Here is a 14225-nt window from a genome sequence, read left to right as displayed (position 1 = left end):
TTAATTTGATATTAAAATGAAAAATATAAAACGCATCAAAGATAACATTGACAATCTTACAACGCTTTGGAAAACGGTTGCCACTCCGCTCCTTTCTTACCATAAAAATGATCCATTTGAATTTAGCCAAATAAAAAATTCAGGCTGGCCAAACCGATTATGGTTTCGAGAAGATATTACAGAAGAAAATCTTCCTCAAATTCTGGAAACAATTGAAAAAAATCCAGGTTTAGTGATTCCGTATTGGGATATTTTCGAAAGTAATTCAAATGAAATTCTTGAGAAAAACGGATTTGAAATTCGAAACCAACTTGTAGCAATGGCTTTAAAATTGGATGAAAAATTTCAACTTGAAAACAAGTTTACTTTCAAAAGAGTTTTAAATGAAGAAGATGCTAAAACGTGGTCTGATATTTATCCGTTATCTTTTAATTATGTAATCAGTAAAGAAACATTGATTTCAAATTATCAAAATGCCAAATTTTATCTCGTTCATTTCGAAGAAAAACCAATCGGAACCCTTACGCTTTTTCAAACAGAAGATATTATGGGAATTCACGGAGTTGGTGTTATTCCAGAAATGCGCAAAAAAGGTTTTGCCGAAGAAATCATGAAATTTGCCATCAATGAAGCTATTGATGCTGATTGCGAATATGCACAATTACAAGCATCTGCTTTAGGAAAAAACATTTACAGCAGATTAGGTTTTGAAGATTTGTTTAGGATTACTAATTATCAACTTATGTAAATTCCAAATTTTAAAATCCAAATTCCAATATACTTATGATTGACCTTTGTCAAAGTTTTAAACTTTGCCAAAGGTTTTTTTAATTATAAAACTCTAACACAACAATAAAAAACCTCTGAAGCTTTGTCACTTTCAGCCTTTGAGCCTTTTAATTGTCTCAAATGCCCCTAAAATAGTCGTAAATGTGTATTTCGGAGAAAAATAAGTTTATTAAGTTTGTAAGACATTAACTAATAACTATTTAAAAAACAAAACCACATGAAAAAAGCAAAAATTATTTTTTGGACAACGACAATTCTAATTTTCTTATTCGAAGGAGTTATGCCCGCACTTACTTCGCAAACTGAATTGGCGAAAGAAGGAATCAGACATTTAGGTTATCCGGAATATTTTGGAAATGCTTTAGTCGTTTTCAAAGTATTGGGCGTTTTAGCGTTAGTCATTCCTCAAGTTCCAAAAAATGTAAAAGAATGGGCATACGCCGGATTCGGATTCGATTTTATCTTTGCTTCAATTAGCCATTTTGCAGTTGATGGAGTGAACTTTCAAAGTTTCTTCCCATTGATCATTTTACTGATTTTAGCCATTTCATATATCTATTATCATAAAATTGAGCGTTATAAAAATATAGCCTTATAACCTTGTGTTGTGATGATTGAGGTTTTCAAAACAAATGTTCAGGAAGTTGAACAATCTAATCTGATTGTTGGGAAACTTCTTGAACATTTTCCAAACAGCATTATCAATTTTGATTTAGAAGATTGCGATAAAATTCTTCGTATCCAGGCATCATCTATTTGCAATACTAGCGTAATTGAACTTCTAAATTCCTGCGGGTATCAGTGCGAAACACTTCTTTAAATTCATAATCAACTGAATTACAAAATATTAAAAATAAAATTGTAATTTTAATTTACTTAATTTTTTGAAAAATGAATATTCCAGCAGAACATCAAACGATAATGCCTTATTTAATTTTGCAAGGCGCATCTAAATTTATAGATTTCACAAAAAATGTCTTTGGAGCAGCTGAAACGAGTTCCAAATCCCTTCGCGAAGATGGAACCATTATGCATGCCGAAATTACACTCAACGGAAGCACCATAATGATTACCGATGAAACAACAGACTGGGCGAAACAAAATGCAAACTTGTTTGTTTATGTTCCAAATGCTGATGAAACATATAAAAAAGCTTTAGAAAACGGAGCCACTTCTTTAATGGGATTAAGCAATCAGGATTATGGAAGAACCTGTGGCGTAACTGATCCGTTTGGAAATGTCTGGTGGATTACATCAGTAAACTGATTAACTTAAAAATCAATAATATGAAAACCGAAGTTCAAAAGAATATTGTTGAAACATTCAAAAAATTAAACGAAATAGTTTCTTCTTTTTCAGAAGAAGAATTTAACACAATTCCTTATAAAGACGGCTGGACCGCAGGACAAACAACGCAACATATTATACTTGCCTGTTCTGGCTATCCAAAATTATTTGGGGGAAATAAAAAAAAAACCATTCGAAAATATGATGAATTTGTATCGCAATTAGATTCCATTTTTCTCAATTTTAATACTAAAATGAGCTCTCCTGAGTTTCTTGTACCGGAAAAAAAAGATTACAATAAAAATTCATTAACTTTATCTATCTTAAAAATAGAATCGGATTTGCTTGAGGAAACTGAAAAGCATGATTTAACCCAAACTTGTCTGGATTTTCATGTTCCTGGTTTTGAAAATTTCACGATTTATGAATGGATTCATTTTGCACTCGTACATACGCAAAGACATACACACCAATTAAATTCTATTTTTAAAATGCTGACCAAAATATAATTCCAAAGCTTCAAATCAACCAAAACCTATTTATATGAAATCAAAAAGCGGAGCAATTTTTATTACAGGATTAATTGCCGGAACTCTCGACGTTGTTGCTGCAATTACTATTTATGCCGGAATTCTGAACAAAACCACCGGAGTTAAAATTTTACAATCTATTGCAAGCGGTATCTTTAAAAAAGAAGCCTATTCTGGAGGCTCGCAAATGGCATTATACGGGTTATTATTGCATTATTTTATAGCTTTTACCTTTACTTGGTTTTATTTTACCGTTTACCCTTATTTTTCATTTTTGAAAAAAAACACATTAATATCTGGAATTGTTTACGGCATTTTTGTTTGGATTATAATGAATCTTGTAGTTCTTCCGGTTGTATTTCCAGTTTTGCCAGAAAAACATTTAGATTTTCCGTTATTCTTATCCATGATAATTTTGATCTGTTGCATTGGAATTCCGATAGCCTTCCTTCACAAAAAATATCTATCGTTTCGACAATAGCTTGACAACAAAATATAAAATTAAAAAAAGCGAAACCTAAATTATTAGGTTTCGCTTTTTTGTTTTCTAGTTACAACTTTTTTAATGCGTTATTTTTATCTTTCCAATTATTACGGTTATATAGCATAATATTGAAAATACAATAAACAGCGCCTGGCAAAACAAGGATTGATCATTTCCCATTGTCCCAAATCCCAAGATTCCCGCTATTAAAGCGAGTACAACAAAAGTAACTGTCCAATGTGTCATACTTCATGATTTTATTTGTTAATAAAATTTTCATAGTCTTTTTATTATTTTTCAAAGGTAATTTCTGAACAGATTTTCATTGACTCTAAAAGTTTTTTTATTAACGCATTAGGATTTTACTATACTCGCTCATAACGTTTTACAATTCACGAATAGCTGTTACAAAATTCCCACACAAATGTTTTTGAGTTAACTTTTTGATCGATTGGATTAATCGTCGCTTAGTTCGTAAAGTAATTTTAGATAAAATTTATTAGCACTATGGAAATAGCAACGGTTCAAAGCATTACAGCTACAAAGCATGGCATAATTTTAGAAAAAACGGAACGCTCTTTTGAAGAATTAGGTGTTTTAAATCCTGCTATTTATCAAGATGGAAATAACATTCATATGTTTTACAGAGCTGCAAAAAGAGGTAATTTTTCAACGATTGGATATTGCAGATTTGAGGGACCAAAAACATTAGTGGAGCGCCATACAGAGCCAATTTTTGTTCCTGAATATATTTATGAAATCCACGGCGTCGAAGATCCCAGAATTACAAAAATTGATAATACGTTTTATATGACGTATGTAACATACGACGGAATAAATGCATGTGGTGCTTTGGCAACATCAAAAGATTTAATCAAGTTTAAAAAAAAAGGGATAATAACGCCTAAATTTATTTTACACGATTTTACAAATCTGATTAGAAGACACTTACAAAACCCAAGTATAGCAAGAATATTAGCTTTCAATACAGCAAGAAATTATCCGCTGACAGAAACAATGAAAGAAAATTTGTTTGTTTGGGATAAAAATGTAGTCCTTTTTCCTAAGAAAATTGGTGGAAAATTTATAGCTTTACACAGATTGTTTCCTTCCATTCAGATTGTCTCTTTTGATAAAAAAAGTGACTTAACTGTTGAATTCTGGAAAGAGTACATTAAAAACTTACCAGACCATATTATTCTGGAACCAAAATTTGACCACGAAACCAGTCATATTGGTCCAGGCGCCCCACCAATTGAAACCAAAGATGGTTGGCTGCTGATTTATCATGCAGCTGAAAGACGAGAAAAAGGCTTGGTATATCATGCCTGCGCTGCTTTATTGGATCTTAATAATCCTGCAAAAGTGTTGGCAAGATTAACAAAACCTATCATTACGCCTTCAGAACATTACGAACGACACGGTTATGTAAATTATGTAGTTTTTCCAACCGGAACAGCCATTTTTGATGACCTTCTATATATTTATTACGGTGCCGCCGATGACAAAATTGCGGTGGCTTCACTGAACTTGAACGACTTATTAACCGAATTAAAACAGAATCCCCATGAAGACGATATCAAATAAATCGAAAATAGTTTTTCTTTCAACTTTTCCTCCAACTCAATGTGGAATAGCAACTTATACACAAGATACAATTAAAGGAATCACAGATGTTTATGGTAAATCAATCAAATGCGAAATATGTGAACTTGTTGATAAACCAAAAGAAAAACCTACACAGGCATTTACTTTAAACACAAAAAACAGAGAGGAATATGCTAAAACAGCTGAAGAAATCAATAAAGATGAAGCGGTAAAATTAGTTCATATTCAACATGAATTTGGTTTATTTTCAGGGAATTATGGAGATTATATTTTAGACTTTTTAAATGCGATTAAAAAACCGGTTACTTTTACTTTTCATAGTGTAATTCCAAATCCGAATAATGATTTAAAAACGTTTGTAAAACTGTTATTGAGTTACAGCAATTCGGTTTTTGTAATGACAAATAAATCAAAGGAAATTTTGATTGAGGATTATGAAATCGATGAAAAAATAATTACCTACGTACCACACGGAACTCACATCGTGGTTTATGAAACTCCAGCTCAGGCAAAAGAAAAATTAAATATTCAGGATCGATTAGTGCTTTCTACCTTTGGACTTTTAGGCGAAGGAAAAAACATAGAAACAGGATTGCAGGCGCTTCCAAAAATTATTGAAAAAGCACCAAATGCGCTTTACTTAATAATTGGAAAAACGCACCCAAATTTAATTAAAGATGGCGTAGATACTTACCGAGATAAACTTGAAGCGATTGTTGCGGATTTAAAACTTGAAAACAACGTTCGTTTCATTAATCAATATTTAGATACTGATGAACTTTTAGATTATCTAAAAGCAACAGATATTTACATGTTTACTTCTAAAGATCCAAATCAGGCAGTAAGTGGCACATTTGCTTATGCGATGAGCTGTGCTTGTCCGATTGTTGCTTCAAAAATTCCGCATACAAGAGAAGTTTTAACGCCAGATTCAGGAATATTAGTTGATATTGGAAATGTCGATCAATTTGCAGAAGCAGCAATAAAACTGATTTCTGATGAAAATTTAAGAAACGAAATGGGAATCCAATCGTTTACTAAAATGCGCGCTTCTTCTTGGGAAAATGCCGCCATTACGCACATCAATACCTATAAAAAATTAATAGAAAATCCATCGGAAATCAAATTTAGTTATCCTGAAATTCGCTTGAATCATATTAAAAAACTGACTACAGAACTTGGTATTATTCAGTTCAGCAAAATTTCTGTTCCCGATTTAGATTCAGGCTATACTTTAGATGATAATGCACGAGCATTAATTGCTTTTTGCATGCATTATAAACTGACTCAGGATAAAGATGATTTACCTTATATTTTAATCTATTTAGATTTTATTCAGCGTTGTCAAAAACCAAAAGGAGATTTCATCAATTATGTCGATCAGGAAAACCGAGAGCATATTGAACAAAATGCCGAAGTTAATTTAGAAGATTCAAATGCAAGAGCAATCTGGGCGTTAGGAACGGTAGTTTCTCTTTCAGATATGCTTCCGGAAGCTATTATTAAAAAAGCAACAAAATGTTTATTGAATTCATTAAAATGGGCAGAAACTATTCAGTCACCACGTTCTATTGGATTTGCTACTAAAGGTTTGTATTTGTATCACACTGCAATTCCTAATTTATATGTCGCAGCCATAATCAATAAACTAAATGCAAAATTGCTGGCAAATTATGAAGACACAGCAACTGAAGAGTGGCAGTGGTTTGAAAATTATTTAACATACGGAAATGGAATTCTTCCAGAATCAATGCTTTATGCTTATTTAATTACCAATAAACCTGTCTACAAAAAAGTAGCATTAGACTCATTAGATTTCTTGATCTCTAAAACATTTGTAAATGGCAATTTTAAAGCAATTTCAAATCAAAGCTGGCATCATAAAGGCTCTGAACCAAATGAATACGGAGAACAGCCAATTGATGTTACCTATACAATTCAAACATTAAATACTTTCTATAATGCTTTTAAAACACCGCATTACAAAAAGAAAATGAAAGCTGCCTTTAACTGGTTTTTAGGCAAAAATCATTTAAATCAAATTATGTACAATCCGGTGAGCGGCGGTGGTTATGACGGACTTGAAAAAGAAAATGTTAACTTAAATCAAGGTGCCGAATCAACTGTATGTTTTCTGACGGCAAGATTATTAATGGAGAAATTAGCTTTATCGCAGTTCCGAGTTATTCCGCTTTTGAAATCTAGAACAGGAATTGCAATCAACTCATAAATTCAAACAGCAAAGCTGACCAAAATTCTTTTAAACCCTTAAAATCCCTTTCTCAATGAAAGGGATTTTTTGTTTTGAGGACCAAAAAACGCAATTTCTGACGAATTATTGTATCCTAATGAAAATTATATAAGCTTCCAAAAAAGTTGTGTAAAAGATTTTAACAAGTATTAGGGTAACTTTCCTCTATAATTACAAAAGGCATACAAAACTGTTAAAAAAACTGATTTGCAATATGTTTCAACTCTAAAACAACATTATTTTGATTCTCAGCTTAAAAAATACATTCGCACAAATTGGAAATGCAACCGTGTTTGCATCGCGTTTTTTTAAGGAGCTTCTAATTCCTCCTTATGAGGCAAAAGAGTTCTTAAAACAATGTTATGTTATTGGCTACAAATCATTGCCATTGGTTGCTATAACAGGTTTCATAATGGGGTTGGTGCTCACGCTTCAGTCTCGCCCCACATTGGTAAAATTTGGCGCAGAAAGCTGGCTTCCCGGAATGGTGGCACTTTCGCTGATTCGCGAAATTGCTCCCGTGATAACAGCCTTAATATGTGCAGGTAAAATTTCATCTGGAATTGGTGCCGAATTAGGTTCTATGAAAGTTACAGAACAAATTGACGCTATGGAAGTTTCGGCCATCAATCCTTATAATTATTTGGTTGTAACCAGAATTGCCGCTTGTACCTTAATGGTCCCAATATTAGTGTTTTTTGCCGATGCCGTTGGAATTATTGGTGGATACGTTGGAATAAATATTCACGGAGATGTCAATTTCTATCGTTATTTAACTCAAATTATTCAGTCTTTAGAATTTTTAGATGTGATTCCGGCAACCATAAAAACATTCTTCTTTGGATTTTTTATTGGAATGATTGGATGTTATAAAGGATTTAATGCCGCAAATGGAACAGAAAGCGTAGGCCGAGCTGCAAATTCATCTGTCGTTACGGCTTCTTTAAGCATATTTATTATTGATATGGTCGCAGTACAAATAACCGATTTATTTTTTTAAGATGATTAAAGAAGAAAAAAATATCAAACAAAAATCAAAAGAAAAAAAACAGACTCCAATCATTGAGATCAAGAATCTGCGTAAAACTTTTGGCAAAGACAATGAAGTTCTGAAAGGCGTCAATCTCACCGTCAATAAAGGTGAAGATTTGGTGATTCTAGGCCGTTCTGGTTCTGGAAAATCAGTTACTATAAAATGTATTGTGGGCTTGATTGAACCGGATCAGGGCGAAATAACTGTTTTTGATGAAAATTTACTGAATCTTTCAAAAGAAGAATTAAATAAAATGCGGGTTCGAATTGGTTTTTTATTTCAAAGCGGTGCGCTTTACGATTCAATGTCGGTTAGAGAAAATCTGGCTTTTACATTACGTGCACACAGAAGAGATTTAAACGAAGAGGAAATTGAAAATGAAGTTATTGAAGCCCTTGAAAGTGTTGGTTTAGGAGATGCAATTGATAAAATGCCTGCTGAATTATCTGGCGGAATGAGAAAACGAATTGGTTTAGCAAGAACATTAATTCTAAAACCAGAAATCATTCTATACGATGAACCCACAACAGGATTAGACACAATTACGTCGCGAGAAATAAGCGAACTTATTCTGGATATAAAACATAAACAAAAAACCTCATCGATAATAATTACGCACGATATGGCCTGCGCCAAAATGACTGCCGACCGCATTATGGTTCTAAAAGATGGAGTCATCCATGCCGAAGGAACCTATGAAGAACTGGAAAAAGATGAAGACGAATGGGTGCGCTCATTTTTTGAATAAAGCAAAATAAATTGTAGAAATCATGGAAAAGGAATCAGGATATAATTGGAAATTAGGAATGTTTGTATCGGTTGGGCTGCTGCTGTTTATTATGGCCATTTATTTTATTGGAAAACAAAAAAATCTGTTTGGTTCTACTTTTCACATCAGTTCAAAATTTAAAACGGTAAGCGGTTTAGAAGTCGGGAACAATGTTCGTTTTTCTGGTATTAACATTGGAACTGTAGAAGAAATCAGCATTATAAACGATTCTTCTGTAGTAGTTTCAATGGTTATTAAAGATGAAATTCGAAAATTCATCAAAACCGATGCCCGCGCGTCTATTGGTTCTGACGGATTAATGGGCGACAAAGTGCTGACCATTACTCCCGGCGTTAAATCAACAAAAATTATTGAAGACAACGGTGTGATTGCTTCTATTAACGGAATCGAAATGAATGACATCATGAAAAGCGTCAAAAAAAGTGTTGACAACGTAGGCGTAATTTCTGAAGAACTGGCCATTTTCAGCCACAGTATGAACAACGGAAACGGTGCTTTGGCAAGACTAGTGCGCGATGATAAAATGGCAAATAGTGTTACAAATACGCTTTCAAACTTAGAAAGCGGTACTAAAGGTTTCAGTGAAAATATGGAAGCAGCAAAAAGCAATTTCCTTTTTAGAGGCTACTTCAAGAAAAAAGAAAAAGAAAAAGAAAAAGCGAAAAAGCAAGAAGAAATTAAAGAGAAACAGGAGGAACAGCAAGAGAAAGCTGCCAAAGAAGAAAAGGAAAAACAAGAAAAAGCTAAAGAAGAAAAAGAAGAAAAAGAAAAACAGGACAAACAAAAAGCCGAGGAAGCTAAAAAAGAGCCTGAAAAAAAACAGTAAAATTTCTACGCCATGAAAACTTCGTATAAAAATATAAGCCTTAAAATTCTAAAATGGAGTGGAATAACAATCGCAGGAATATTATTATTGCTTTTTCTAATTCCGTTATTTTTTCCCGGAAAAATTGCCTCTGAAGTTAAAAAAATTGCCAATGAACGTTTAGATACCAAATTGGATTTTTCGAAATCTAAGCTCTCCTTTTTTACTCATTTTCCATTACTGACCGTTTCGTTAGATGATTTGTCGATGACGGGATCTGCTCCTTTCGGCAATGATACTTTATTGAAAGCCGAACAGGTTTCATTTGGAATAAACCTGAAAAGATTGATTTTTGACAATGAAGTCAAAATCAATAAATTGTACGTTTCTGATGCTTTGATCAATATAATGATCAACCAAAAAGGGCAAGCGAACTACAATATTTATATTGCGCCCGAGGATCGAAAAAACGATAAAAAAGATCCTAACGCGCCCGAAGAAGGAACTGCAATACGACTCGAAAGAATAGATCTTAAAAATTGCCATGTCAAATATAATGACCGTTCGGCAAAAGTTTTAATCGATGCAAAAGGTTTTAATTATGTTGGAAAAGGAAATCTAAGCGAAGATATTTTTGATTTAAATACCAATGCTGACATTGACAATCTTGATTTTTATTATGACCGCACTGGGTATTTGAGAAGAAAACATGTAAGTGCCGATTTGATAACGCGAATCAATACGCATGCCCTTTCGTTTATTCTTCAAAAAAATGAACTTCAAATCAATAAACTGCCCTTAAAATTTACAGGGCTTTTGACTATTTTAAGAGACGGCTATAAAATCAATATTAAAGCTGCTTCAGAAAATACTACGGTAAAAGATTTATTATCTGTAATGCCTCCAGAATATTTAACGTGGTTGGAAAAAACAGATATTTTAGGTCGAAGTGATCTTCTTTTCACTTTTAAGGGAAATTACAATGTCGCCAAAAAACAAAAGCCAAATTTAGCTTTTAATTTAAAAATCAATAATGGTGCTGTAAATTATAAAAATGCCCCGGTTCCCTTGACTGATTTTCAAATGAATTTGAATGCGATTTTGCCTGAATTAGACAGAGAGCAATTATTGGTCAATCTTCGAACTTTTAAATTTAAGGTAGGCGAAAAAGATTATTTCAATGCTTATTTACACAGTAAAGGTTTGCACGAAATGATGATTGATGCGAGCGTAAAAGGTGCATTGGATTTGGCTGTTGTTGACGCGGCATTGGGTTTGAATACTCTTGAATTAAAAGGAATTTTAAAAACAAATATTCAGGCTAAAGGACTTTTTAGCACTTCAAAAAAATTATTTCCAAAAACAATTGGCGGTATCGCACTACATAACGGCTGGCTCAAAACGGACTCCTATCCTAACCCAATTACCGATATCACTTTTGTGGCCAATGTGCTCAATAAAGCTGGAACGTATCAGGATTTAATTGTGGCTGTGGCGCCGGCATCCTTTGTTTTTGAAGGAAATCCGATGTATGTAAACGCAACACTTTCTGATTTTAGTGATTTGGCTTATAATGCAAAAATCAAAGGTGAACTGAATGTTGGCCGAATTTATCAGGTTTTCTCTCAAAAAGGAGTTGATGTAACAGGTTATGCAAAAGCTGATTTATCTTTTAAGGGTAAACAAAGTTACGCTGCTAATGGTCAATATGATAAATTGGATAATCGAGGAACTCTTTTGCTAAAAAATATTAAAGCGACATCTGAACTTTTTCCGAAAGCGTTCTATATCAAACAAGGAAATTTCCGTTTTCAAAATGAAAAAATGTGGTTTGAAAAATTCAATGCTTCGTATGGAAAATCAGATTTTGATATTAACGGATATCTTTTAAACACCATCAACTATTTCCTTGAATCACACGGAACTTTGAGCGGGAATTTCAACATGAAATCAAAACTGATTAATGTTGATGAATTTATGGCGCTCAAAAAAGGTGAAAATACTGATCGAAATCTTGAAGTCGATTATGCCAAAGAAGATCATCCGAAAATGAGTGGTGTTGTGATGATTCCGAAAAACCTGAATGTGTCGCTAATTGCAAATGCTGATAAAGTAGAATACAACGGTTTGATATTAAACAAACTTTCGGGTAAAACCAGAATTGACAAAGGAAATTTTTATTTGCAAAATACCACTTTTAATATCATCGATTGTTTATTAGGAGTCGATGCTTCTTATAAAGACGAATCGCCGACAACTGCCCATTTTGATTCGCATTTTACCGCTAAAGATTTTAATGTACAACGCGCCTACAAAGAAATTCCGATGTTTCATGATATGGTAACAGTTGCCGAAAAAGCGCAGGGAATTATTTCTGTCGATTATAAAGTGAAAGGTGATTTAAATGGAAATATGGGTCCAATTTATGAATCGCTCGAAGGTGGCGGAACCATAAACTTACGTGATGTTCAGGTTAAAGGATTGAAATTATTTGACGGAATCAGCTCAAAAACGGGACAAAAAGGGCTGGACAATCCAGATATGAAAGGAATCGAAATCAATTCTACAATTGACAATAATTTAATTCGCGTTGAACCTTTTACTTTTTCCGTTGCCAGTTTTAGACCAACGATTAAAGGAACTACTAGTTTTGATGGTTTATTGGATTTAAGAATGCGATTGGGACTTCCGCCATTTGGAATAATTGGATTTCCAATTGTCATCACCGGAACACATGAAGATCCAAAAATTAAGATTTTCAGCAAAACAGGACAAAAAATCGATGAAGCTGTTTATGATGAAAAACATAATAAAGTAATCAGGGAAGAAAAAGTAAGCAAAACCAAAAAGTAAATTTCTAATGAAAACAAAAACTCAAAATAAAAATAGTGCTTTCGAAAAGTTCGCAAGTGCTGTTTGCAAAGCCACCGGAAGTACTCCGGCCTTTATTATCGCTTTTTTAATTGTTGTAGTCTGGGCGGTTTCCGGTCCATTTTTCGATTATTCCGAAACCTGGCAATTGGTTATCAATACCGGAACCACAATCATCACTTTTTTGATGGTTTTTCTAATTCAGAAAGCACAAAACAAAGATTCGCTGGCGATTCAGTTAAAACTTAATGAATTGGTTGCGTCAAGCGAATTTTCCAGCAACAGTTTGGTTGATATTGAAAGCATGACGGAAGAAGAAATGGAAATCGTTCAAAAATATTATCGCAGGTTAAGCGAGCTCGCCAAAAAAGACGAAACCATAAGAACATCGCATTCTATTGCTGAAGCACAAGAGCAACATTCACGAAAAAATAAAAATAGAACTGAAAATAAAACGGAGAATAAGCCTAAAAGCAAAACAGCAAAAAAACCAAATTCGACAACTACCTCAAAAACCGCTAAAAAATGAAACTACGCTCAACCGAAACTTTTTGGCCTTTAAAAAACGAAATGAAAGCAAGTTATCCTTCCTTAAATTCAGATATCGAAACCCCGATTCTGATTATTGGCGGAGGAATTACAGGCGCATTGATTGCTTATAAACTAATTAATGACGGAAAAAAAGTTGTTCTTGTTGACCGACGCGATATTTGTAATGGCAGCACCGCCGCAAGCACCGCGTTGCTTCAGTATGAAATTGATGTTTCGTTGCATGAACTCATCAAAATGCGTGGCGCTGACTGTGCCATAAACAGCTACAGAAACGGGAAAAAAGCGATTTTTGATTTACGAACTATTATTGACAACATACAAAGCGACTGCGGATTTGAGTTTAAAAAAAGTATTTATTTCTGTACGCTTAAAAAAGATATTTCTTTTCTAAAAAATGAATTTAAGGTTAGAAAACAACACGGATTTGATGTCAACTGGCTTGGAAAAGCCGAATTAGAAACAATGGGATTAAAAGCAATTGCGGGTATAGAATCCAAAACAGCCGCTGTTGTAGATCCTTATCATTTGGCACAGGATTTACTTATTTATTGCCGTGATAAAGGAATGGAAATTTTTGACCGCACAAATATTGAATCGATAAGTAATCATGGCGGCAAATCTATCGCTAAAACAGAAAGTGGAAATCTTATTACGGCAGAGCACATAATACATTGTTCCGGTTATGAAAGCACTGAAACCCTAAAAGAAAAAGTGGTCGATCTAAAAAGCACTTATGTCATTGCATCTGAAAGTTTACCTGATTTGCCTGCAGTCTTCAAAAACTCGATTTTATGGGATACCTCAAATCCTTATTTATATTTTAGAGCTACTACTGACAATAGATTGATTATAGGCGGAGGCGATGAAGATTTTGTAGACGCAAAAAAACGTGATAAATTAATTCCGAAAAAAGAACAATTTTTGATGCGTTCCTTCAAAAGAAAATTTCCAAACATCAATTTTAAACTAGATTATTCTTGGGCAGGAACATTTGGCGAAACAAAAGATGGCCTACCTTACTTTGGAAAACCAGATCCTAAAAAAAATGAACATTACGTTTTAGGTTTTGGCGGAAACGGAATTACATTCAGTATCATCGGGATGAATTCAATTTTGGATTCCATAAACAATAAAAGCAATATGGATTTAGAATATTATCGCTTTGGGCGTTGAGAAAAAAGGTACTAAGGTACTAAGTTGCTAAGATACTAAGTTCAGCTTCAAT

At 33.5% G+C, this 14225-nt stretch carries 14 protein-coding genes; all 14 read left to right on the top strand.

What is annotated here, in order from left to right; genetic code table 11:
- Nucleotides 1-16 precede the first annotated feature (16 nt).
- The 14 genes from GQ47_RS17095 to GQ47_RS17030 all read left to right on the top strand — a co-directional run bounded on the left by GQ47_RS17095 (nt 17) and on the right by GQ47_RS17030 (nt 14173).
- Nucleotides 17-748 carry a GNAT family N-acetyltransferase gene (locus GQ47_RS17095; protein ID WP_035650977.1) on the top strand — a complete coding sequence of 244 codons (732 nt, stop codon included), beginning with the start codon at nt 17-19 and terminating at the stop codon, nt 746-748.
- A gap of 258 nt (nt 749-1006) precedes the next feature.
- A complete protein-coding gene (locus GQ47_RS17090) occupies nt 1007-1387 on the top strand; it encodes a DoxX family protein (protein WP_035650975.1) in 381 nt (126 codons plus the stop codon).
- 12 nt (nt 1388-1399) lie between these two features.
- A complete protein-coding gene (locus tag GQ47_RS17085; RefSeq protein WP_035650972.1) occupies nt 1400-1609 on the top strand; it encodes a hypothetical protein in 210 nt (69 codons plus the stop codon).
- A gap of 71 nt (nt 1610-1680) precedes the next feature.
- Entirely contained in the window at nt 1681-2055 is a 375-nt protein-coding gene (locus GQ47_RS17080) for a VOC family protein (protein ID WP_035650970.1), read from the top strand.
- 20 nt (nt 2056-2075) lie between these two features.
- Nucleotides 2076-2585 (top strand): DinB family protein, encoded by a 510-nt coding sequence (locus tag GQ47_RS17075; RefSeq protein WP_035650968.1) that lies wholly within the window; start codon nt 2076-2078, stop codon nt 2583-2585.
- A gap of 34 nt (nt 2586-2619) precedes the next feature.
- Nucleotides 2620-3087, top strand: coding sequence for a hypothetical protein (locus tag GQ47_RS17070; RefSeq protein ID WP_035650966.1), 468 nt, complete (start codon nt 2620-2622; stop codon nt 3085-3087).
- A 510-nt stretch (nt 3088-3597) separates the two neighbouring features.
- Entirely contained in the window at nt 3598-4677 is a 1080-nt protein-coding gene (locus GQ47_RS17065; RefSeq protein WP_035650964.1) for a glycoside hydrolase family 130 protein, read from the top strand.
- On the top strand, nt 4658-6928 hold the full coding sequence (locus GQ47_RS17060) for a glycosyltransferase (protein WP_035650962.1): 2271 nt from the start codon (nt 4658-4660) through the stop codon (nt 6926-6928). Before GQ47_RS17065 ends, GQ47_RS17060 begins: the two co-directional genes overlap by 20 nt.
- 262 nt (nt 6929-7190) lie before the next feature.
- Nucleotides 7191-7949 carry an MlaE family ABC transporter permease gene (locus tag GQ47_RS17055; protein WP_035650960.1) on the top strand — a complete coding sequence of 253 codons (759 nt, stop codon included), beginning with the start codon at nt 7191-7193 and terminating at the stop codon, nt 7947-7949.
- 1 nt (nt 7950) lies between these two features.
- A complete protein-coding gene (locus tag GQ47_RS17050) occupies nt 7951-8730 on the top strand; it encodes an ABC transporter ATP-binding protein (RefSeq protein ID WP_035650957.1) in 780 nt (259 codons plus the stop codon).
- 22 nt (nt 8731-8752) lie between these two features.
- Nucleotides 8753-9598 (top strand): MlaD family protein, encoded by an 846-nt coding sequence (locus GQ47_RS17045; protein ID WP_035650954.1) that lies wholly within the window; start codon nt 8753-8755, stop codon nt 9596-9598.
- A gap of 12 nt (nt 9599-9610) precedes the next feature.
- Nucleotides 9611-12430 carry an AsmA family protein gene (locus GQ47_RS17040; protein ID WP_035650951.1) on the top strand — a complete coding sequence of 940 codons (2820 nt, stop codon included), beginning with the start codon at nt 9611-9613 and terminating at the stop codon, nt 12428-12430.
- Between the two features lie 7 nt (nt 12431-12437).
- Nucleotides 12438-12977 carry a low affinity iron permease family protein gene (locus GQ47_RS17035; protein ID WP_035650949.1) on the top strand — a complete coding sequence of 180 codons (540 nt, stop codon included), beginning with the start codon at nt 12438-12440 and terminating at the stop codon, nt 12975-12977.
- Complete coding sequence (locus tag GQ47_RS17030) at nt 12974-14173, top strand: NAD(P)/FAD-dependent oxidoreductase (RefSeq protein WP_035650947.1); 1200 nt, start codon at nt 12974-12976, stop codon at nt 14171-14173. The genes GQ47_RS17035 and GQ47_RS17030 overlap by 4 nt, the downstream gene beginning before the upstream one ends.
- Nucleotides 14174-14225: the final 52 nt, after the last annotated feature.

Origin of the sequence: Flavobacterium sp. ASV13 (assembly GCF_000745775.1) — a bacterium.
Classification (GTDB): Bacteria; Bacteroidota; Bacteroidia; order Flavobacteriales; family Flavobacteriaceae; genus Flavobacterium.
The sequence above is the reverse complement of the archived record's forward strand: the minus strand, read 5'-3'. Positions and strand labels throughout refer to the sequence as shown.